Here is a 22,579-nt window from a genome sequence, read left to right on the forward strand (position 1 = left end):
GACCGCCTTTTTGTTGCACCTGTACCATCCGCTCACCGGCACTTTGCAGCGTCTCACTAAACGCATAGAGTTTGTGCTGGTCTTCTTCAATACAGCGGCTTTGCATCGAGCTCACAATAAACCGTTGTTGTGTGTCGGTTTTAAAGCGCAGGTATTCGATGATATCGGCTTCACGGTCACAAACCGAAATCACCTTCTGCATCTGTGGTCCCAAGCGAGTCGCCATCGCTGCTGAAGCCCGTTGCCATTTGTAACTTTCTTTCTGTTCATAATCACGTTTGGCACGTTGTTTTTTCTGGCCATAGGCTTCGCGGTCGCGTGCCCAGCGATGCTGCTCAATCAGTCCAACGACTTGCTGCGCCTTGGGTGCAAACAATAAAACCGTGTGCGCTTCCAGCCCGCTGGAATGTTTGTGGGACGTGGTATGTCCAAGTTCTTCCACGACACTTGGGTGGGTGAACTCCAACGACGTGGTGTCTTCCAGCGCCAGTAGGCAGTCAAATGGTTCGCAGGCTTGCACTGTGGCAGCAAAACCTGCCTCAGCAATCGCTGCCGGACTGATATGCTCGTTACGGACAAAGCGATAAGCGGCTTCAATGTCTGCACTGGATGAAAGAGATTGCACGATAGATTGTCCTGTATGAGCTGCAAGTTGAGCCGCCAACTGTACAAGCCGTTTGGTCCTTCGTACATCCCCTAATTTTGCGCGCTGAAAAATGCTCTGTGCCCAGAGTGATGGTTCACTTAAAAACATGGCATGTGGTATCTGAAACAAAAGGTCAGGATCAGATCAGGTTAATTAAAAATGGTTCAAAAAAATCCCCCGGGGCAAACCGAGGGATTTGTGTAGAAGAGACAGACGCTATGGTAGGGATTTTTATTAGGCTGAAGAGAAGCTAAATAATGCGCTTAGGCATTACCCTTCACTTTCATATTCAGTGTCTTGGCAAAATCCAGCATACGTGTCAGTGGGATCAGCGCTTTAACTCTTAAGTCTTCATCCACAAAAATCTCATGGGTGGTTTTATCGCTGTCGGCGAGTGACGCTTCAATTGCCTGCAAACCGTTCATCGCCATCCAAGGACAGTGGGCACAGCTCTTACAGGTTGCGCCATTTCCGCCCGTTGGCGCTTCAATTAAAATTTTACCTGGCGCCGCCTGCTGCATTTTATAAAAAATGCCGCGATCGGTTGCCACGATAAAACGCTCATTTGGCATGGTCTGCGCTGCTTTAATCAGTTGACTGGTCGAGCCAACTGCATCGGCCATCGCCACCACACTGGCTGGCGACTCAGGATGCACAAGAATAGCCGCATCTGGGTAAACGCTTTTCATATCGCGCAGCGCATTAGATTTAAACTCGTCGTGAACGATACAATCGCCCTGCCACATCAACATGTCGGCGCCCGTCTGCTTGGCAATATAGCTGCCTAAATGACGATCGGGTCCCCAAATGATTTTTTTGCCTTCGCTGTCTAAGTGCTCAACGATTTCAAGGGCAATGCTCGATGTCACCACCCAATCGGCGCGCGCTTTAACCGCAGCCGAGGTATTGGCGTAAACCACCACAGTATGATCTGGGTGCGCGTCGCAGAAAGCGCTGAACTTATCGATTGGGCAACCTAAGTCCAATGAACAAGTGGCTTCTAAGGTCGGCATTAAAATGGTTTTTTCTGGGCTTAAAATCTTAGCGGTTTCGCCCATAAACTTGACCCCAGCAACGATTAAGGTTTTTGCTGGGTGATCGCGGCCAAAGCGCGCCATTTCTAAGGAGTCTGAAACGCAGCCGCCAGTCTCTTCGGCAAGGGCTTGGATTTCAGGATCGGTATAATAGTGGGCAACCAGAACGGCATCTTTTTCAATGAGCAGTTGTTTGATCCGCGCCTTATAATCGGCTTTTTGCGCATCGGACAAAGGCACTGGTTTAGGCGGAAACGGGTAATCAATGGTTTCTATTGTTGGAGCAAATGGGCTGGGGGCTAACTGACTCATAACACATCCATCAGGATAACTACGTCCGGGAATTATACGTAATCGGGATCAAAAGATTAACCCATTTGTGCAAAGCAAATAAAAAAGGACGCTTTTAGCGTCCTTTTAATGTCAGTTATTCGTGCCAGTGGCTTAGCGCATCGCTAATAACATCTCTTGAGGTTGCTCAAGATACTGTTTCCACAGATTACAGAAGCGAGCAATCGTACCGCCATCGATCACTCTATGGTCACCTGACCAGCTCACTTGCATGATTTGGCGAGCTTCGACTTCCCCTTTCGCGTTAAAGCGCGGTAGGGTTTGCAACTTACCTAAGGCCACAATCGCCACCTCAGGTTTGTTGATAATAGGCGTCGCCACTGTGCCACCTAAGGCGCCAATGTTAGAAATAGATATAGTGCCGTCTTTCAGATCCGCTGGCGCCACGCGGCCGCTGCGGGCTGCTTGGGTCAGGCGGGTGATTTCTGCCGCCACTTCTAAAATGCTCTTGTCCTGAACATCTTTGATGTTGGGTACCAAGAGACCGACTTTAGAATCCACCGCCATGCCGATATTGTGACGTGCCTTGTAAGTTAGTTCAGTGCAATCAGCATTCACTTGACTGTTCATCACAGGGAACTGACCTAACGCGAGCGACATTGACTTCATGAAGAAAGGCATCATGGTCAGCTTCACTTCATCAGACGAATACTTCACTTTCATGCTTTCACGCAGTGCAACTAAGTCTGTTAAATCAAACTCTTCGCAATAGGTAAAGTGCGGAATGCTCGATACAGATTCCACCATCATGCGTGCCATCACAGCTTTTACGCCGCGAATCGGCTCAACCGTGTCAGCGCGTTGAGTCACTGTAGATGTTGGAACTTGGGTTTGAGATGTTTGAGTCGCTTGAACTGACGCCTCTTTTACCTGAGTCGCACTTGATGCAGAAACATTGCTCGCGCCTTGTTGGAAGCGAGTGATGTCTTCCTTATACACACGGCCGTGCTTTCCTGTGCCAGATACTTGGCTCAAATCGATATCTAACGACCGCGCCATACGACGAACCGCAGGGCTCGCTAAGGCTTTACCTTGACGAGCAGGTTCTGCATTCACAATCTGGACTGCTGGAGCCGCATTGGCCACAGTATCTGTATTTATTGTCGCCGTAGGTGCAGAAGCCGTCTGTTCAACTTCAATGGCAAATAAAGGCGCATGTACTTTAGCTAGCTGACCTTTGCGATAATGCAGTTTGGCAATTTTACCCGCTTTAATGGCAGGAATTTGCACCAGCGCTTTATCTGTCATCACGTCGGCAATCGGTTGATCTTCCTCAACCCAATCACCTTCACTCACTAACCATTCAACTAGCTCACATTCAACGATGCCTTCGCCGATATCTGGGAGTAAAAACTCTTCAATACTGACTGATGAATGGGATGACGTGGTCGCATTTGTGACTGCCACTGGCTCAGTCACTTTTGCAGTCGTCGCAGCAGGTTCAGCCATAACAGATTCGCCTGCGATTTCAACGGCATCTTCAATTTTTACGGCATAGAGCGGCGCATGCACTTTCGCAATATCGCCCTTCGCATAATACAGCTTAGTGACCACGCCCGCAAAAGGCGCGGGAATTTGCACTAAGGCTTTGTCTGTCATGACATCGGCAATCGGCTGATCTTCAACGACAGTGTCGCCTTCTTTCACCAGCCATTCAACGAGTTCACATTCAACAACGCCTTCACCAATGTCCGGCAAAATAAAATCTTTAATCATACCGGACTCCTAGAAGGTCACTGATGCTTTGATGGCTTCAAACGTTTTGAATGCATCGGGCATATATTCTTTTTCATGGACGAGTGGATACGGGGTATCTAAACCACAAACGCGGCTAATGGGCGACTCTAGATACAAGAAGCATTCTTGCTGAATCGTCGCCGCTATCTCACCAGCAAAACCACCGGTTAATGGCGCTTCATGGTTAACCAGTAAACGTCCGGTCTTTTTGACTGAATCGGCAACGGTATCGATATCCCAGGGTGACAAGGTGCGTAAATCGATAACTTCACAGGAGATCCCTTCTTTAGCGGCCATGTCGGCGGCTTTTTCAAGGATTTCCATTTGCGCGCCCCACGCCACTAAGGTGATGTCTTTACCTTCGCGAACCACTTCAGCCTTACCCAGTTCAATTTCATAATCGCCCGCTGGCACTTCGCCAACCGATGCACGATATAAACGCTTAGGCTCAAAGAAGATCACCGGATTTTTGTCACGGATTGACGCCAACAGCAGGCCTTTGGCTTGCTCAGGGTTGCGTGGTACCACCACTTTTAACCCCGGCGTCTGGGTAAAATAGGCTTCAGGTGATTGTGAGTGATAATGTCCGCCCGCGATGCCGCCGCCATAGGGCGTACGGAACACTAATCCACCGACATCGAACTCATTACCACTACGGTAACGGAACTTAGCCGACTCGTTGACGATTTGATCGAACGCCGGAAAGATATAATCGGCGAATTGGATTTCAGCCACGGCGGTCATGCCATTTGAGGCTAAACCATTGGCAAAACCGGCAATACCTTGCTCTGTCAACGGCGTATTAAAGCAGCGAGCGCGACCGAATTTTTCTTGAAGACCGGAGGTGGCGCGAAATACCCCGCCAAAGTGGCCCACATCTTCACCAAAAACCACCATGCGTTCATCGGCTTGCATGGCAATCGACAAGGCCTCATTGACGGCCTGTAACATATTCATTTCAGCCACGGCTTATAGTCTCCCTGCACTTTTTGGATAGGCTTGCGGATATTTCTTGATATGTTCTTTAAGCTCGGCGAGTTGCTTTTTCAGCACTGGCGTCGGCTTGTCGTACACATCTTCAATAATTTCATCCAGCATAGGCACAGGAATTTTTTCAGCCACTTTTACCGCAGCCAATACTTCTTCACGATATTTTTCATGCAGTTTCACATCATCCGCTTCAGCCAACCAACCTTTGTTGATAAGCCATAATTTGAAGCGTTTAACCGGATCGTGTTGCTGCCACTTGGCTTCTTCATCTTTCGAGCGATAACCTGAGGGATCGTCTGAAGAAGAGTGTGCGCCGAGACGGTAAGTCATGGCTTCAATCAGCACAGGCGCATTATGCTCAATCGCATAGGCACGGGCTTGCTGGGTTGCCGCTAACACGGCCAACATGTCATTGCCGTCTACACGAATGGTGTGCATGCCATAACCCACACCGCGGCTGGCAATACCGTTTCCAGCAAACTGCTCTTCAGTGGGGGTAGAAATCGCGTAGCCATTGTTACGACAGAAGAAAATCACTGGGCATTTCAGTACCGCGGCCATGTTTAGGCCAGCATGAAAATCCCCTTCCGATGCAGCGCCTTCGCCAAAATAACAAACCGCGACTTTGCGCTTACCTTGCATTTTTAAGCTGTAGCCCACACCAGTCGCCTGCGGGATTTGCGTGGCTAACGGTGACGAAATCGTTTGATAATGCAATGCCGCACTGCCGTAATGGATTGGCATTTGGCGACCTTTACCAAGATCTTTCTCGTTACTGAACATCTGATTCATAAACTGTTCAGTGGTAAAGCCGCGATAACGCAGCGCCGCATGCTCACGATATTGTGCGAGGATCACATCTTCTTGATCGAGTGCGGCCACACTGCCGACAATCGCCGCTTCTTCACCCGTACAGGTCATGTAGAAGCTGATGCGTCCTTGACGCTGGGCGCCAAGCATACGTTCATCAAGTACCCGAGTGAATACACAGGTATCGTAAATTTTAGTGGCTAAGGTTTCATCTATCACAGGCAAAACCGCGGTTTCATAAGTGGTGCCGTCGGCTTGTAGAATTCGAAGGATAGGAATGTGTAGCGATGCCTTATCCAAGAAGCCGACACGGTGCACTGTATCAGTGTTGAGTGTTGCTTTGCTCATATTGTGCTCTTGTTATCTCATTACGCACCAAAGCGTTTTGATGCGTCTGTTTATACGAATATGCCCGACGAACATTACGTTAACGTAAACTACCTATCAACCATTGGCATAGCTCAAACCACAAGTTATCCCTGCCTCGCATGTATATATTGCTTTACAAGCCTAACGCACATCCGCATTCACCGCAGGGATCAGGCAAATCACAGTGCGATTGCCAATAGGCACTTTGGCATTAGGGAACACGACAGACTCAAACTCATGTTCCACTTTAATTTCTTGCCCACCTTCCCGCGCTAATACAAAACCTTTCGGGAAAGATCTGAAGTTTTCGACATCGGTTGCGAAGGTAAATTCAAAATCATCGAAATGTTTATTGATGACGCGGCACACTTGATACAAGTTAACCTTATCGGCATCAAATGCATCTAACTCCAACGGCTTAGCGGTGATCAAGCGCATAAACATTTCATGGGTCGCAATAAAACGCGTCATGTCGTTCTGCCCCATGGGATACACTTTGCCAAGCTCAATGGTAAAGGCATCGGCGCCGTAGCGTTCGGAGGAAAAATAGCTAAAGGTCGTGGTCGGTTCGTGGTGAAAAAGTACCGTATCGACGCCGCTTGCGGCTAAAAACATGATTTGCTCGCCGCTAAAGGCACGCCCTGGACGATAGGGATAAATAGCGAACTTTTCATGCTTCGAGGCGCGCATCGCCGTGTGCAGATCATAATGAATGCGCTGACGACCATCGGCAACCGCGGTATAAAAACGGTCGACATAGGCTTCGAGTTTTTTGGCGCGCACTCGCTCAGGATTGACTAATCCCGGAGGATTGGAATGCTCACCACTAAAGAGACGATTCATGTTCTCATCGATAATCCGCGTGCCGTTATTAATCGCTAATGGATTACCAATTAGGAATAAAGTGCGCTGTTTAGCGATGATCTTTTGCTGTAAAAGCTGCTTAATTAAGCCATTGCAGAGTTCAATGGGCGCGGTCTCGTTACCGTGAACACCGCAAGAAAGGACAACATCTTTTCCTTCATTCTGGGCGGGCTCAAAAACGATAACGCCGGTATCCCACACTTCAACTTGGGTATGGTCGCCTAAGCTAAATGAAAACTCGCCATCGAACTGTTCAGGATGGGCTAAGGTGAGCGCTAAAAAATCCTTTGAATCTAACAGAGCTTGTAACACAGAATTCTCCTTATAATGGTGTGTAACAGTAACGGCGCAATAGCATCAGTGCAGATAGCAATAACCACTCAAGCATTCATCTCACCGCGGTTAGGCTGACTCGCACCTTAAAAAGCGGCTTCAATACTAACACATGTTTTTAATGCTGTTCTCAGACATTTATCGCCATAGGACCCAGTTTTGAACGGAATAAGATCAACGCGGCGCTTTGCTATGCCGAGTGTAAATTTCCCATGCCTTTATCGAAAAATCGTCCAGCATAAATATTCCTGCTAGAGGCTTGCTTTTGCGCGCGAGTTTTATCACAATCCTTAGCCATCTAGACTTCTATTGGATTTAATTATGGCGTTAGCAACCTTTGGTGCCGGCTGTTTCTGGGGCGTAGAGTATTTTTTTAGACAAGTGAATGGCGTATCGAATGCCACCTGCGGTTACATGGGCGGCAATAATAGCGCGACCACCTATGAAGAAGTCAAAAAAGGCAAAACGGGCCACGCCGAAGTGGTACAAGTGGAATTTGACCCTGCCCTGGTCAGTTATGAAGACTTGCTCGAGGTATTTTGGAAAAACCACAATCCAACCAGTCTGAACATGCAAGGCGGAGATATAGGCACTCAATACCGCAGCACGATTTTCTTCCATGACAGTGAACAAAAAGCCGCGGCAGAAGCCTCAAAATTAGCTTTTGCCCGCTCAGGTCGTTGGGGATTACGCCATATCGTGACTGAAATTGTGCCATTGCAACAGTTCCATGTGGCAGAGGAATATCATCAAAATTACATCGATAAGAATAACTTACCGAGTTGTCATATCGAGTACTAAATACGGTCAAATCAGCATGAGTTTAATACTCATAGCTTAAATAGACATAAACAAAAACGCACTCAAAACTGAATGCGTTTGTTTTTAATACTTTATAAACCTACTGCTGCGTTAAGCGTTCAGCGCCTTATCAATTAATGCCTGCGCATCTTTGATGATTTCAGCTAAATGCTGCTCACTGATAAAACTTTCGCCGTAGATTTTAAATAACGCTTCCGTGCCCGATGGACGTGCCGCAAACCACCCATTAGCTGTGGTAACTTTGATGCCGCCAATTGCCGCATTATTGCCTGGCGCATGGGTTAACACGTTTTCGATTGTCTCACCTGCAAGCACAGTGGCATTTAAGGTATCGGCATTGAGCAAAGCAAACTTGGCTTTGTTTTCAAGGCTGATTGGGCTATCGATACGCTTATAGAAACTTTGGCCAAATTGTTTTACTAGCTCTTGATGGCGTTGACCTGGGGTTTTACCTGTCACCGCAAGGATCTCTGCCGCAAGTAACCCTAAAATGAAGCCGTCTTTATCTGTGCACCATGTACTGCCATCACGGCGTAAAAATGCCGCGCCAGCACTCTCTTCACCGCCAAAGGCGATTGTGGCTTCGGCTAAACCGTCGACAAACCACTTAAAGCCCACTGGCACTTCGAGTAACTTTTTGCAGTGGAAAGCACAGATTTTATCGATAAGCGCACTCGATACTAAGGTTTTACCTATGGCTAAGGTATCGCTCCAATCTGGTCTGTGTGTCAGTAAATAATCGATAGCGACCGCAAGATAATGATTCGGATCCATCAAACCCGTACCAGGGCAAACGATGCCGTGACGGTCATAGTCAGGATCATTACCAAGGCATAAATCAAAGGATTCTTTATGGGCGAGTAAACCTGCCATCGCATAGGGAGACGAGCAATCCATGCGGATTTTGCCGTCTTTATCCAGCGGCATAAAGCTAAAGCTTGGATCAACCTTATCATTGACTAAGGTGATATCGAGCCCATAACGCGCAGCAATCGGTGCCCAGTAGAAAATCCCTGAACCACCGAGTGGGTCAACACCGATACGCAGCTTAGCGTTGGCAATCGCCTTCATGTCGATAACATTCTCTAAATCAGCCACATAGGGCGTGATCAAATCAATGGCGTTGACATAGCCTGATGCCAGCGCTTCGGCATACGCTAATTTTTGCACGCCAGCTAACACATGGCGCAAGTAATCATTGGCCCGCGACTCAATCCAAGCCGTGATATTACCTTCGGCCGGTCCGCCATGGGGTGGATTGTATTTGATCCCGCCATCTTGAGGCGGATTGTGGGAAGGCGTAATGATCAAACCATCAGAAAGAGGCGCACCTGTGATATTTGCTTCGCGATTGGCGCAAATCACCCCATGGGACACCACTGGCGTTGGCGTAAATCCGTCGTTCTGCTGGATGTGCACTGTGACTTTATTTGCCGCCAGCACTTCAATGGCCGACAAATAGGCCGCATAGGATAACGCATGGGTGTCAATCCCAAGGATCAGCGGCCCATCGATATTTGCCGATTGACGGTAGTCAACCACAGCTTGGGTAATCGCCCAAATGTGTTGTTGGTTAAAACTGCCATTGAAGGCGCAGCCTCTGTGCCCAGAAGTGCCAAAGGTGACGCGTTGTTGTACGTCATCCATATTTGGCGTGATGCTGTAATAATGGCTCATCAGTTTTGGAATATTGACCAGATCCGTCTGATTAGCGATTTGTCCTGCCCTTTGATGTATTGCCACCTATGGCTCTCCTGCACTCAATTACAATTAGAAAAAGTAGAAAAATGTCGTACTAACTTGGCTCATCCGCGGATTAAACGCGCTCGGCGATGCCCGCTGCTACTGTCGCATCACAACCAAATTGCACTAAAACTTCCGATAAAATAGTGCGTTTCTTGGCGGTATTGTTGTTACTCGTTACCCAGAAACCACTTGCACCAATTTCTTTTGGGTTAGCCGAAGCACTCGCTTCGAGCAGTTGCTCCTTAGAGCGAGCAAAATACAAACGATCGCGCCCTTGGATCTGCAAAATTTGTGAGAATTGCTCTGGGGCTAATTGATACAAACTTTCGAGCAAAAACAGAAAACGACCTACTGCGCCTTTTTGCTGCGATAACTGATGTTCATCGACTAAGCGACTAAAATCATTCACTGCTGGCACTGTTTGCGCCGCGACGGGCTGAATAGGTTCAGCTTCAAGGCTCGGTTGGCTAATCGCCAAAGGCTGGGGTTGTTCGACCGCATCGACGGACAGGCCGAGTAATCGACGAAGAATGTCAGAGGCGCTCTCACCAATACGTTCTGTTTTGCTGGCAATATGACGATAGAGCTCTTCATCTACTTCGATATATTTCATAACCTTAATTATCCTTTGTTATTCGACAGGCTTAACCGAAAAAAGTGTACCACAGCGATCGGGGCAGATCATTGCGATCTGTTACCAGTGTATCTATCTCTATCAATCTGATAAAGCGCCATTATTCTAAAAGTGCGGGAAATAGCACAGCAAACTAGCAGTTAATCGACAATTGCCGAAAAAGCACACAAGTTACTGGCCGCACCCACCATAGAAATGGCAACTGACTTGTCAAGCCAACGGCATTAAGGGCACAATTCGCGTCACGCTAAGCTAAAAATCTCCAACAGGAATCACCATGAACTTTGTTTCTACAGGCCAAGGACCCGCAGTGCTCTTGATCCACGGCTTGTTCGGTAATCTAGATAACCTCAAAGGTCTAGGGCAAGTATTAGAAAATCAGTATCAAGTTATTCGTATCGATGTGCCCAATCATGGTTTAAGTGAGCATTGGGATCAAATGGACTACCCTCGACTCGCCACTGCAATGATCAGCTTGCTCGACGAACTGGCTATTGAACGCGCCCATATTGTGGGTCACTCCATGGGCGGTAAAATCGCCATGGCGACGGCGTTAGCCTTTCCAGAGCGCATTATCAGCATGGTGGCAGCCGATATCGCCCCTGTCGCCTATGAGCCAAGACACGATACAGTGTTTGCGGCATTAGAAAGTCTGCCCTTAGAAGGCCATACCGACAGACGCTTTGCCCTAAACCACTTAATTGACAATGGTATTGACGAAGCAACGGCACAATTTTTACTCAAAAATCTACAACGCACTGATACTGGCTTTCGTTGGAAAATGAACTTAAGTGGCCTAAAGGCTTGTTATCCTAATATTATTGGCTGGCAAAATCAGACACTAAATCCAGTACAAAGCTATGCTGGACCAAGTCTGTTTATTCGCGGCGGCGACTCAAATTATGTCACTAGCGAGCACAGAAGCGCTATCATGGCGCAATTCCCCGCGGCACAGGCAAAAACACTTGAAGGATGTGGTCATTGGTTGCATGCGCAAAAACCCGTCATTTTTAACCGGATCGTGTCTGAATTTATTGACAAACATTCAATGTAAATCAGCAGCAAACTCGACCGAAAGCATATGGCAGCCGCCATCTTGTTGTGATATATTCGCGCCTCTTTTGGCCTTAGAACACTCTCAAGGACTAAGAAAGTATGTTATCTCAGTACATGGAACAAATTGAAACCATCGGCCTGAACCTGTTTTTTGCCTCGATATTTTTCTTTATCGGCATGGCCATCCACGATGTGCTTAAACAAGGTAACGTGCCAAAATTTGGTCGATTTATTGTTTGGTTAGTGTTATTTCTCGGCTGCGCCGGGTTTATTGTAAAAGGTATTATCCAGATCACTTGGGAAGGCTCAGGGATCGGTTAACAATAAGAACATGGCAAAAGAAGCAACTGACAGAACCACCATTGACCTTTTTGCCAATGAAAAGCGCCGGGGCCGCCCAAGAAGTAATCCTTTGTCCCGTAGCCAACAGCTTAAGGTCAACAAACGCAATCAAATCCAGCGCGATAAAGCCAACGGATTAAAGCGAATAGAGTTAAAGGTGTCACAAGATTTGTATGACGCCTTGAATGAGCAGGCATTGGCCAGTAACATCAGCCGTAGCCAGTTAATCGAATTAATTCTTCAGCAACAAGTTGAGTGCTGAACGAGTACCAGCAAGATTAACCTAATAAGTGAACTAGACATTAAAGGATAGACAATGGCAACTGTAGGTCTTTTTTTCGGTAGCGACACAGGTAACACCGAAGCTGTAGCCAAGATGATCCAGAAAAAACTGGGTAAAAAAATGGTTGAGGTGAAAGATATCGCCAAAAGTACCAAAGAACAGATTGCAGAGTATGACTTGCTGCTGTTCGGCATCCCGACCTGGTATTACGGTGAAGCGCAATGTGACTGGGATGATTTCTTCCCTGAATTAGAGCAAATTGATTTTACTGACAAACTTGTCGCTATTTTTGGTTGTGGTGATCAAGAAGACTACGCTGAGTATTTCCTTGATGCCATGGGCATGGTTGGCGATATCGTTCAGGCCCGTGGTGGTATCATCATCGGCCATTGGCCAACTGCAAGCTACAATTTTGAAGCCTCTAAAGGTCAAGTCGATGACGACCACTTTATTGGTTTAGGTATCGATGAAGATCGCCAACCAGAGCTGACTGAAGAACGTGTTGATGCTTGGGTTAAGCAAATTTACGAAGAAATGTGTTTAGCTGAATTAGAAGATTAATTCTGTTAACCATTTGATTAAAGCGGCTTAACGCCGCTTTTTTTTATGCATATATTTCTGACTTGTTGTAACTAAGAATAACGACATACCACACTCATGACCAACACACCCCGCTCCAATCACTGGGATATTTTTTGCACCGTCGTTGATAACTACGGCGATATTGGCGTCACTTGGCGTTTAGCAAAACAAATAGCCAATGAGTATCAGATCCCTGTTAATCTGTGGGTCGACGACCTCGCAAGCTTCTCCCATATTTTACCGACACTCGAACCACTAAAAGCCACTCAAACCTTTAATGGTGTGAATATTATTCATTGGAAAGAGCCTTTGCCTGTAGCGTTTTTCGCAGGAGCAGTGCTCATCGAAGCCTTTGCCTGTGAACTCCCCGAACAGGTAAAAGCGCAGCTGGCTTATTTACATCAGAACGCCCCAAAATCTGTACCTGTTTGGCTGAATTTAGAGTATTTAAGCGCAGAGGATTGGGTTGAAGGCTGCCATGGTTTGCCATCGTTACAGGCCAATGGTTTGAAGAAGTATTTCTACTTTCCCGGTTTTAGCGCCAAAACGGGTGGACTCATTTGCGAGCAAAAGTTGTTTACCGAGCGTGATGCTTGGCAAGCTGATACTGCCAATAAATTGCAGCTTTTTACTAATCTAGGTCTTAAGGACATTCAGGCACAAGACACTGTTATTAGCGTTTTTAGCTATGAGACCGAGGCGCTACCTGCATTATGTGAGTTATGGCAGCAATCGGCAGAAAAAATCCATGCGCTGATCCCCAAGGGGCGTAGCTTAAACAGTCTGACGCATTTACTGCCATGTGAAATTGCCGCTCTAGTGCCGGGTCAACAGATAAATCATGGCAATTTAACCCTGCATATTTTACCTATGACTGACCAACAGGGGTTTGATCGCCTGCTCTGGAGCTGTGATTTTAATATCGTGCGCGGTGAAGATTCCTTTTTACGTGCCCAATGGGCCGCAAAACCCTTCATTTGGCACATTTATCCCCAAGAAGATGATTATCACCTCGTAAAATTAGAAGCTTTTCTCAAACTTTACTGCGATAATCTGCCACCTAAAATTGCTTGTTATTGGTCTGAATTGAATCTCGCGTTCAACCAAGCACAGCAATCAGCCGTGAGCCTTCACTGGCAAAACCTTAATCCTGTTAATTTGCCCTTGTTGCATCACCATGCTAAACAATGGCCAATTAATGCATTAAATGCTGCAGATCTCGCTACTCGACTAGTTCAGTTCGTTAAAAACAGCTAAGATACTGCGCGAAAACAGAAAAATCTAAATATAGGAAATAGTGTAATGAAAACTGCTCATGAAATCCGTCCTGGTAACGTGATCATGTTAGATGGCAGCCCATGGGTTGTGCAGAAAACTGAAACAACTCGTTCTGGCCGTAACGCTGCTATCGTTAAGTTAAAGTTGAAAAACTTGCTGCTTAACTCTGGTACTGAAACGACTTTCAAAGGTGAAGATAAGTTAGAAGACATCATCCTAGATCGTCTTGACTGCACATATTCTTACTTTGCAGATCCTATGTTTGTATTCATGGATGCAGAATACAACCAATACGACGTAGAAGCTGAAAACCTAGGTGATGCAGCGGCTTATATCGTTGACGGTATGGAAGAAACTTGCCAAGTGACTTTCTATGATGGCAAAGCTATCTCTGTTGAAATGCCAACCACTATCGTACGTGAAGTGATCTACACTGAGCCTTCAGCTCGTGGCGATACTTCAGGTAAAGTGATGAAGCCAGCGACTATCACTGGCGGTGGCACAGTAAGTGTTGCTGACTTCGTGAAAGTAGGCGACAAAATTGAAATCGACACTCGTACTGGTGAATTCAAGAAGCGCGTTTAATCGCCCTTCTCGTTTCCAGACGAAGAAAAGCCAGTGCTTGCACTGGCTTTTTTGTTGCTGTTTTTTAGTCACTCATTTTTAAGACTCTTGAGTCATTGAAGGGGTTAAAACTTTTATAAGTAATAATTCCCTTATTCATAAAAGCGTTAGCATTGCGGTCCTAAGAAACGTCGCTCCCAAGCCCCTATCTCACTCAAATAACTTTGGAATTCAATTTCCTTCACCGATACAAAGCCAGTGACAAAATCGTCCCCGAGTAAGCGTCGTGCCGAATCACTTTGGCGCATTTGTGTTAATGCAGCTAAAAATGTCTGCGCGAGGTCATGGCTGCTATCGTAGGCGCTCCCGGTTTCTGGTGCACTTGGCGATAATTTTTCTTCCATTCCGGCTAGGCCCGCAGCCAAAGATGCGGCAATCATCAGGTATGGATTAGCATCGGCGCCCGCAATACGATTCTCTACCCGTCTCGCTACTGGAGCACTTAATGGCACACGTAGGCCCGTGGTGCGATTATCAACGCCCCAACTTAAATTAATCGGCGCTTGACTGCCGGAAATGTAACGTCTAAATGAATTGATATTGGGTGCGAATAACAACATTAAATCAGGTAGATACTTTTGTAATCCGCCGATGTAGTGGTGAAAACGGTCAGTGTCGCTACCATCAGCATGGCTGAAAATATTATGACCTTTATCATCGACGACACTTTGATGTAAATGCATAGAACTGCCGGGTTGACCCGCTATGGGTTTTGCCATAAAAATCGCATTCAAACCATGTTTTATGGCGATTTCTTTCGCCGCGTATTTAAACATAAAGGCTTGATCCGCTAAGGCCAGCGGATCGCCATGCACTAAGTTAATTTCATATTGCGATAGCCCCATCTCATGGATCCAAGTATCACCTTTAATCCCAATCGCATCGATGGCGGCATTAAACTCATCCCAAAATGGCGCGAGTTCATTGAGCATATTCATGCTAAACGCAGATTGACCATTTTCAGCTCGGCCACTTTTTGACATGGGTGCCTGATACGGCACACTCGGATCGGTATTGGCTTCAGTCAGATAAAACTCAATCTCAGGGGCCACCACGGGCGTTAACCCAAGGGCTTGGTAACGGGCCAACACATTTTTTAACATAGAGCGCGGCGCAAATGGACATAAATTGCCATCCAGTAATACACAGTCATGGATGGCAAATGCGCGCGGCACTGTGCTCCATGGGATCATCTTGAGGGTGCTGTAATCGGGGACGAGTAAAAGATCAGGATCTGCATCAGGGAAAACTGGATCGTAGGAATACTCACCGGTAATCGCTTGCATCGAAATCGCTTGGGCAATACGTAATTCAGCACCCTGAGCAAAACTTCGGGCTGGCATAAGCTTTCCCCTTGGATAGCCTGAAATATCAGGGAATAAACACTCGACATCACGTATTGTGCCGTGCTCGAAAAACGCAGTAAGAAGAGTTGAGTCCATTTGATTCGTTTGCCACTAATGTTGAAAATAATGCCCTGAAGGATGCAAAGTATAATCAGGCTTTGATTTGAAAAGCTACATGGCGACGATGAAATATGTAAAATATAAATGACAATTCCGTAAAATATAATTTGACATCAGTTGAAAATCTTCATTTAGTAGTGTAATCGTGTTTATTCTAGTTCAAGCCTCATCACTCTTTACTCACCCTAGCCGCCTAACCCCATTACGGCAAACATAAAAAAACCAGCCGTAGCTGGTTTCTTATATTAATCATGACAGAAGTTATGCAATCACAATAAAGCCGATAAATGCTATTACTGCTGCGATAAGTGCATAAGGTAACTGAGTCACAGCATGGCTCACTAAGTTACAACCTGAGCCTTGGGCGGCCAATACGGTTGAATCTGAGTAAAAGCACGCTTGGCTACCAAATGATGATGCAGACAATAAGGCCCCAATGACTAATGGGATGTCCGCCCCAACCGCTTGCGCTAATGGCATTACAATAGGAATCGTCACGGCAAATATACCCCAGCTCGAACCTGTGGCAAACGCGAGTATAGCCATAGATAAGAACACTACCGCAGGCAGCAATTTAGGTGTCATAAATGGGCTTAATGACTCAATGACGTACTGCGGCAGTAATAACTGATCGCACACATCCTTAAACACAAACGCCGCAATCACAGTGCTAATGGCCGGTAGCATGCTTTTAAAGCCATCGATCATTTGGTCCATCATCTCTGAAAATGGCATCAAACGCTGCACTGCATAATAAGGAATCGTGATAACTAAGGTCGCCAGTAAGCCTTTCCACACGTCGATATCAAAGTACACGGTAAAGGCAACTAACAAACCAATAGGCACTAAAAAGTTATGCAGTTTGCCCTGATTATCGGCGTGCTTAAATTCCTCTTCTATGGCTTTAACCGCATATTCATCCGAAGTTTGAACTTGGTCGAAATCCACTTGCGCTTCAGCGGGTTCACCTTGGGCAGCGCGTAGCTGCGCAGCCTTCATTGGACCAATGGCGGGCACAATACCTAATGCGACAAGTAGCACCATAGCCACAGCTAACCAAGCATAAAGCATGTAAGGAATAGCTTGCATATAAACTGCAATGCCTTGACCTTCGGCTGCCACACCGTTATCCACCAGTAATCCACCAAAAAATACCGCCCAAGTCGATAATGGCACTAACACACACACGGGCGCGGCGGTGGAGTCCACGACATAGGCGAGCATTTCACGGGACACTTTAAATTTATCCGTTACACGCTTCATGGTTTCACCCACGGTCAACGCATTGAGATAGTCATCGATAAAAATCACGATCCCAAGGATAAAAGTCATTAATAGGGAAGATTTAGGTCCTTTCGCCAATTTAAGTGCATTGCGGCCAAACGCTAATGCGCCGCCAGTTCGTACTAAAAGTGCGATGAGCGCACCAAAACCACCACACACCAGAATCAACCAACCTATGGTTTCATCGGCCATAACCTTCAATGACACACTAGCAAAATTGTTTAAGACTTGACTGGGATCGAGTAACAGGAAACCGGTTACCGCACCTATGATCAAAGATAAAATAGGACGGCGTAACCAAATAGCTAACACCAATACCACCAAAGGTGGAATGAGACTTAACGCTGTCGGTTCAGACATGCACTTAGGTCCTCTAAATAAATCGCCTAAAAGGCAAATGGTTTTAGAATAACGTCTGAAATCAACACGATTCAGAACGTCAACACAGCTGCTTCATGATGACTAACCCTGAAGATAAAACCCGCGAATTGCTTGCTATCTAAGGTGCCTTGCCAAAAACATCGCGCAGAAAATAAAGCGCATCGAATATTGAGTCAACTATAAATTTAACTTGATAGAAAATAAATTTAATTCCCGCGAGACAATTTTACATAACCATATAATTTAGAAGACTTTTAACGCCATCGCAACTTAAACATTTATGATCTTCTTAGCTTAATAAGCATTCAATAAATATGCCTAATTATCACAAGATAAAATGCCGCTTGCATAAGTTTACCTTATCAAAAATCTGTGATTAAAAATCAACCATTAAGTATCCGCTAAAATACATTTTCTTCTGTCACGATTAATATGGCTAATATAGAAAAATCAAATATGAGTCAGCTAATGAAAACGCATTTTCATCTTTCGAAATGAAAAAACATAAACAAGATTCCTCCACCAACCCAACAGATAAACAATCTTAAAATCATACAAATATCAGAACATAAAACTTGTGCATATTTCTTTAATCGACTGTTAAAGCATATTTAACTGAGGGGTATTTATAAAAAAAGCGCAATTCTGTGCTTATCCCCCCTTTCATCTACAATGAAATTTCGTTATGGTGCGCTAACTTAAGCCAAAACTTTATGCATGTTCCGAGGTGTAAATGCGCCCTATCATCAAATCCAACAAGCTGGATACCGTTTGCTATGACATCCGCGGCCCAGTGCACAAGGAAGCCAGACGTTTAGAAGACGAGGGGCATCGAATCCTCAAACTCAACATTGGTAATCCGGCCCCCTTCGGTTTCGAAGCGCCTGAAGAAATTGTGCGCGATGTGATCCTCAATTTACCCAGTGCCCAAGGCTACTGTGAGTCAAAAGGATTATTCTCTGCCCGTAAGGCCATAGTGCAGCATTATCAAGCCCAAGGGATTTTTGGTGTCGATATCGAAGATATCTATATAGGTAACGGCGTTTCAGAACTCATTATGATGGCAATGCAAGGCCTGCTAAATACCGATGATGAGATCTTAATCCCCTCACCAGATTATCCCCTGTGGACAGCAGCGGCGAATCTCGCGGGCGGCAAGGCTGTGCATTATCGCTGCGATGAAGAAGCGGACTGGTTCCCCGATCTCAACGACATTAAAAGTAAAATTTCATCACGTACTCGCGGCATAGTGCTGATTAACCCGAACAACCCAACCGGAGCGGTATACAGCAGAGAATTACTGCTGCAAGTGGTTGAACTGTGTCGTCAACATGATCTGATCCTTTTTGCCGATGAAATTTACGATAAAATTTTATACGATGAAGCCAAGCATATTCCTGCTGCGGGTCTATCAGATGATATTTTAACTGTTACTTTTAACGGTTTATCAAAGGCTTATCGTGCAGCAGGATTTCGTGTTGGTTGGATGATGTTATCTGGCAATCTTAAGGCTGCTAAAAGTTACATCGAAGGCTTAGAAATGCTGTCCTCGATGCGCCTCTGTGCAAACGTACCCAATCAACATGCAATTCAAACCGCGCTCGGCGGTTATCAGAGTATTAACGAGCTTATTTTGCCTAATGGCCGCCTCACAGTTCAAAGGGATGCCTGTTATGAATTACTTAACCAAATTCCAGGTGTGAGCGTTAAAAAACCAAAGGGCGCACTCTATGCCTTCCCTAAACTGGATATGAAGAAATTCAACCTAAGGGATGATGAGCGTTTAGTGCTGGATTTACTCAGAGAAAAGAAAATCCTGTTAGTGCACGGCACGGCCTTTAACTGGCCTGAGCCTGACCATTTACGAGTGGTTTTCTTGCCCTATAAAGAAGATCTGAAGAAAGCATTTACTGAGTTTGGCGCCTTCCTCGAAAACTATCGACAATAGAATATCCCTTTAACGGTTTGAGTCATAAAGCGATCCTAGTGGTCGCTTTATTTTTAGCTATTTCTTTAAATCCTCTACGCTCATGCTCACGTGTCATCCAAGGCTGTGATAATCTAAGACTTCACTAGCGTCAATACTGCCTACTCACTCGTTTCATGTCTTCCATTGCAGCTTGTCGCCTTCCGATTTCACTCTTTAGCAGGAAAACTATGAGTCATTTATTTGCGCATTTAGCTCGCATGAAACTTATCCAACGCTGGCCTTTGATGTACAACGTTCGCACTGAAAATGTTCAAGAACACTCGCTACAAGTTGCTATGGTGGCCCATGCACTGGTGATCATCAGCAATAAAAAGTTCGGCACGACGCTCGATCCCCATCAAGCCACCAGTTTGGCGATTTTTCACGATGCCAGTGAAATTCTCACGGGTGACTTACCGACGCCAGTGAAATACTTCAATAAAGAAATTGAAGCCGAGTATAAAAAGATTGAGGCGATTGCCGAGCAGCGCATGTTAGATATGGTACCTGAGGAATTTAAAGAAGATTATCGCAATCTGTTCATCAGCGATTACGCCGATCCCGTTTACAAGACCATAGTTAAATCCGCCGATACTCTGTGCGCTTACCTTAAATGCCTTGAAGAAAACCGCGCCGGCAACAGTGAATTCAATACCGCCCGCAAGCGACTTGAAGACATGCTGGCGACGAATCCCGATCCTGCAGTACAGTATTTTATGAACTGCTTTGTACCCAGTTTCACCTTGAATTTAGACGAAATTAACAAGATGCTTTGATTTTCCACTCTCGCTAGGAATGCATATGACTTCAAGTGTTTGGCAAGAACGCCGTCATGGTGAAGATAAACAACGGCGCTTTGATCACCGCAGCCCCTACCAAAGAGACAGGGCGCGTATTCTCCACTCGGCCGCCTTTCGCCGCCTTCAGGCCAAGACCCAAGTGCTCGGCGTTGGCATGAATGACTTCTATCGCACCCGATTAACCCACTCACTCGAAGTCTCGCAAATTGGCACTGGCATAGCCGCGCAGCTCAGACGCAAATATCCACAACATAAACAACTGCTTTGCTCTATGAGCTTATTAGAGTCCTTATGTTTAGCCCACGATATTGGTCATCCTCCCTTCGGCCATGGCGGCGAAGTCGCATTGAATTACATGATGCGCGACCACGGCGGTTTTGAAGGTAACGGCCAAACTTTTCGCATTTTATCTAAGCTTGAGCCCTATACATTAGATTTTGGGATGAACTTGTGTCGGCGTACCATGCTCGGGATTTTAAAATACCCCGCGCCGCACTCGAGGCTATTTGTCGCGGGTGAACATAATGAAATCACCAACCATAGACAGCTCAAGCCGTCACAATGGCCGCCGGTTAAGGGCATTTTCGACGATGATAACGACATCTTCGCTTGGGTGCTTGAGCCTTTGTCTGAGGCGGATAGCCGTCGTTTTACCTCGACACAGCAAGGTTCACACCCCGCCCTGCACCACTATCCACATCTGCGAACCCAGTTTAAATCCTTCGATTGCTCGATTATGGAACTGGCAGATGACATCGCCTATGCGGTGCACGATCTCGAAGATGCGATTGTGATGGGCATAGTCACAGCGTCCCAGTGGCATCAAGATGTGGCGCCGACACTGACCAGCAGCAGTGATGCGTGGATAAAACAAGAGCTGGCAGATATTGGCAACAAGCTGTTTTCCCATGAGCATCACCTGCGTAAAGATGCCATAGGCACACTCGTTAATGGCTTTGTCACCGCTATTGTTATCTCAGAAGATGACGTGTTCGAAGAGCCATTATTGCGCTTTAATGCGACGTTAGAGCCAGAATTTGCCATTGCGCTCAATGTGCTCAAGCAACTGGTTTATAATTACGTGATCCGTAAACCTGAGATCCAAATGCTCGAATATAAGGGCCAGCAGATTGTGATGGGATTATTCGAAGCCTTCGCTTCCGATCCCGAGCGTTTGCTGCCACTGAACACCCAAGAGCGCTGGCGCGAAAGTGAGCAACAAGGCTTAAACAGTCACAGAGTGTTGGCGGACTATATTTCGGGGATGACAGATGAGTTTGCGGGGCGACTGTATCAACAGCTATTTAGCCCCAAAGCGGGCTCAAATATCGAATTGAGTAAGGAAATGTAGCCAAGCTGACATTACGTAGCCCGACTTGCTATAAATCCAGACCGTTTGTAAATGTGCGAGTTACTGTAAAAACCAGACTTTCTACAGAGTCAGCTATCGCAGCCGTTCTTTATCAAAATGCGAAAAATAAAAGACAAAAAACCACCTCGCGGTGGTTTTTATTTTGTCACTATTTCAAACTCGATTTATAAAGCGCCAATGGCATCTTTACAAAGTTGAGTGATACGATCCCAATCGCCGTGTTCCATTGCATCCGTTGGCGCAATCCAACTACCACCAATACAATCGACGTTTTTCAGCGCTAAATAATCTTTATAGCTACTTGGCGTAATGCCACCTGTTGGGCAGAAGCGAATATCCGCTAGCGGACCCGAGAAGGCTTTAAGAGCATCAACACCACCCGAAGCTTCAGCTGGGAAGAATTTAAAGTGGGTGTAACCGAGCGCCATCCCCGTCATCACTTCTGAAATGCTCGCAACCCCTGGAATTAAAGGGATTGGACCATGCATACCCGCTTTGAGCAGTTCAACCGTCGCGCCTGGGGTAATAATAAACTGCGCACCCGCGGCAATCGCAAGATCAAGCTGAGCTTCGTTTAGGATAGTCCCTGCGCCCACTAAGGCCTCAGGCACTTCTTTGGCGATTTTAGTGATAGCTTCGAGTGCACAAGGCGTACGCAAAGTCACTTCTAACACGCTAATGCCGCCGGCAACCAGTGCTCGCGCTAATGGCACCGCATGTTCAATCTTGTTAATCACCATAACAGGAACAATAGGGCTGCGTTTAAAAATATCTTGTGGCTGTAGTGACCAGTTATTCTCAAGCAT

General features: G+C 46.2%; 21 protein-coding genes. 10 read left to right on the forward strand and 11 right to left on the reverse strand.

All coding sequences use genetic code 11. The features are described from left to right. The 6 genes from KO531_RS03895 to astE form a co-directional block, all read right to left on the reverse strand. A partial coding sequence (locus KO531_RS03895; RefSeq protein ID WP_251068841.1) for an IS4 family transposase occupies window positions 1-754 on the reverse strand: 754 nt, incomplete at its 3' end. 155 nt (window positions 755-909) lie between these two features. Further along, window positions 910-1,992: a quinolinate synthase NadA gene (gene nadA / locus KO531_RS03900; protein WP_028759980.1), complete on the reverse strand. Its 1,083-nt coding sequence runs from the start codon at window positions 1,990-1,992 to the stop codon at window positions 910-912. 132 nt (window positions 1,993-2,124) lie between these two features. Beyond that, window positions 2,125-3,747, reverse strand: coding sequence for a dihydrolipoyllysine-residue acetyltransferase (locus KO531_RS03905; RefSeq protein WP_219250442.1), 1,623 nt, complete (start codon window positions 3,745-3,747; stop codon window positions 2,125-2,127). Between the two features lie 9 nt (window positions 3,748-3,756). Then, window positions 3,757-4,734 (reverse strand): alpha-ketoacid dehydrogenase subunit beta, encoded by a 978-nt coding sequence (locus KO531_RS03910; protein ID WP_219250443.1) that lies wholly within the window; start codon window positions 4,732-4,734, stop codon window positions 3,757-3,759. 3 nt (window positions 4,735-4,737) lie between these two features. Further along, the gene (locus KO531_RS03915; RefSeq protein WP_113939702.1) at window positions 4,738-5,916 is read right to left on the reverse strand and encodes a thiamine pyrophosphate-dependent dehydrogenase E1 component subunit alpha; all 1,179 of its coding nucleotides are present in this window, start codon (window positions 5,914-5,916) and stop codon (window positions 4,738-4,740) included. 162 nt (window positions 5,917-6,078) lie between these two features. Continuing rightward, complete coding sequence (gene astE / locus KO531_RS03920; RefSeq protein ID WP_071939818.1) at window positions 6,079-7,113, reverse strand: succinylglutamate desuccinylase; 1,035 nt, start codon at window positions 7,111-7,113, stop codon at window positions 6,079-6,081. 342 nt (window positions 7,114-7,455) lie between these two features. On the opposite strand from astE, the gene msrA reads away from it, so the two are divergent. Further along, complete coding sequence (gene msrA / locus KO531_RS03925) at window positions 7,456-7,935, forward strand: peptide-methionine (S)-S-oxide reductase MsrA (protein WP_012587710.1); 480 nt, start codon at window positions 7,456-7,458, stop codon at window positions 7,933-7,935. 111 nt (window positions 7,936-8,046) lie between these two features. Here msrA and pgm read toward each other — a convergent pair whose 3' ends face one another. Continuing rightward, window positions 8,047-9,699: a phosphoglucomutase (alpha-D-glucose-1,6-bisphosphate-dependent) gene (gene pgm, locus KO531_RS03930; protein WP_219250444.1), complete on the reverse strand. Its 1,653-nt coding sequence runs from the start codon at window positions 9,697-9,699 to the stop codon at window positions 8,047-8,049. Window positions 9,700-9,772: 73 nt separating this feature from the next. Beyond that, entirely contained in the window at window positions 9,773-10,315 is a 543-nt protein-coding gene (gene seqA / locus KO531_RS03935) for a replication initiation negative regulator SeqA (protein ID WP_219250445.1), read from the reverse strand. Window positions 10,316-10,613: 298 nt separating this feature from the next. Here seqA and KO531_RS03940 point away from each other — a divergent pair, with 298 nt between their 5' ends. The 6 genes from KO531_RS03940 (at window position 10,614) to efp (ending at window position 14,462) form a co-directional block, all read left to right on the forward strand. Then, entirely contained in the window at window positions 10,614-11,390 is a 777-nt protein-coding gene (locus KO531_RS03940) for an alpha/beta fold hydrolase (protein WP_219250446.1), read from the forward strand. 101 nt (window positions 11,391-11,491) lie between these two features. Next, on the forward strand, window positions 11,492-11,713 hold the full coding sequence (locus KO531_RS03945; protein WP_006081578.1) for a DUF2788 domain-containing protein: 222 nt from the start codon (window positions 11,492-11,494) through the stop codon (window positions 11,711-11,713). Window positions 11,714-11,723: 10 nt separating this feature from the next. Further along, window positions 11,724-11,996, forward strand: coding sequence for a LexA regulated protein (gene ybfE / locus KO531_RS03950; RefSeq protein ID WP_006081577.1), 273 nt, complete (start codon window positions 11,724-11,726; stop codon window positions 11,994-11,996). Window positions 11,997-12,050: 54 nt separating this feature from the next. Next, window positions 12,051-12,578 (forward strand): flavodoxin FldA, encoded by a 528-nt coding sequence (fldA, locus tag KO531_RS03955; protein ID WP_006081576.1) that lies wholly within the window; start codon window positions 12,051-12,053, stop codon window positions 12,576-12,578. A gap of 96 nt (window positions 12,579-12,674) precedes the next feature. Beyond that, window positions 12,675-13,856: an elongation factor P maturation arginine rhamnosyltransferase EarP gene (gene earP / locus KO531_RS03960; RefSeq protein ID WP_219250447.1), complete on the forward strand. Its 1,182-nt coding sequence runs from the start codon at window positions 12,675-12,677 to the stop codon at window positions 13,854-13,856. A 45-nt stretch (window positions 13,857-13,901) separates the two neighbouring features. Continuing rightward, entirely contained in the window at window positions 13,902-14,462 is a 561-nt protein-coding gene (efp, locus tag KO531_RS03965) for an elongation factor P (RefSeq protein ID WP_105252465.1), read from the forward strand. A gap of 146 nt (window positions 14,463-14,608) precedes the next feature. Here the strand turns inward: efp and KO531_RS03970 are convergent, their stop codons facing one another. Next, on the reverse strand, window positions 14,609-15,943 hold the full coding sequence (locus KO531_RS03970) for a glutamine synthetase family protein (protein WP_219250448.1): 1,335 nt from the start codon (window positions 15,941-15,943) through the stop codon (window positions 14,609-14,611). Window positions 15,944-16,228: 285 nt separating this feature from the next. Further along, complete coding sequence (locus KO531_RS03975; RefSeq protein WP_028759992.1) at window positions 16,229-17,611, reverse strand: Na+/H+ antiporter NhaC family protein; 1,383 nt, start codon at window positions 17,609-17,611, stop codon at window positions 16,229-16,231. Between the two features lie 754 nt (window positions 17,612-18,365). On the opposite strand from KO531_RS03975, the gene KO531_RS03980 reads away from it, so the two are divergent. From KO531_RS03980 to KO531_RS03990, 3 genes are all read left to right on the forward strand, one after another. Beyond that, complete coding sequence (locus tag KO531_RS03980; protein ID WP_105252462.1) at window positions 18,366-19,580, forward strand: pyridoxal phosphate-dependent aminotransferase; 1,215 nt, start codon at window positions 18,366-18,368, stop codon at window positions 19,578-19,580. Between the two features lie 209 nt (window positions 19,581-19,789). Further along, window positions 19,790-20,377 carry a 5'-deoxynucleotidase gene (gene yfbR / locus KO531_RS03985; protein ID WP_219250449.1) on the forward strand — a complete coding sequence of 196 codons (588 nt, stop codon included), beginning with the start codon at window positions 19,790-19,792 and terminating at the stop codon, window positions 20,375-20,377. A gap of 25 nt (window positions 20,378-20,402) precedes the next feature. Beyond that, on the forward strand, window positions 20,403-21,752 hold the full coding sequence (locus tag KO531_RS03990) for an anti-phage deoxyguanosine triphosphatase (protein WP_219250450.1): 1,350 nt from the start codon (window positions 20,403-20,405) through the stop codon (window positions 21,750-21,752). 185 nt (window positions 21,753-21,937) lie between these two features. Here KO531_RS03990 and KO531_RS03995 read toward each other — a convergent pair whose 3' ends face one another. Next, window positions 21,938-22,579 (reverse strand): bifunctional 4-hydroxy-2-oxoglutarate aldolase/2-dehydro-3-deoxy-phosphogluconate aldolase, encoded by a 642-nt coding sequence (locus KO531_RS03995; RefSeq protein WP_028759995.1) that lies wholly within the window; start codon window positions 22,577-22,579, stop codon window positions 21,938-21,940.

Origin of the sequence: Shewanella sp. NKUCC06_TVS, from assembly GCF_019345515.1 — a bacterium.
GTDB lineage: Bacteria > Pseudomonadota > Gammaproteobacteria > Enterobacterales > Shewanellaceae > Shewanella > Shewanella oncorhynchi.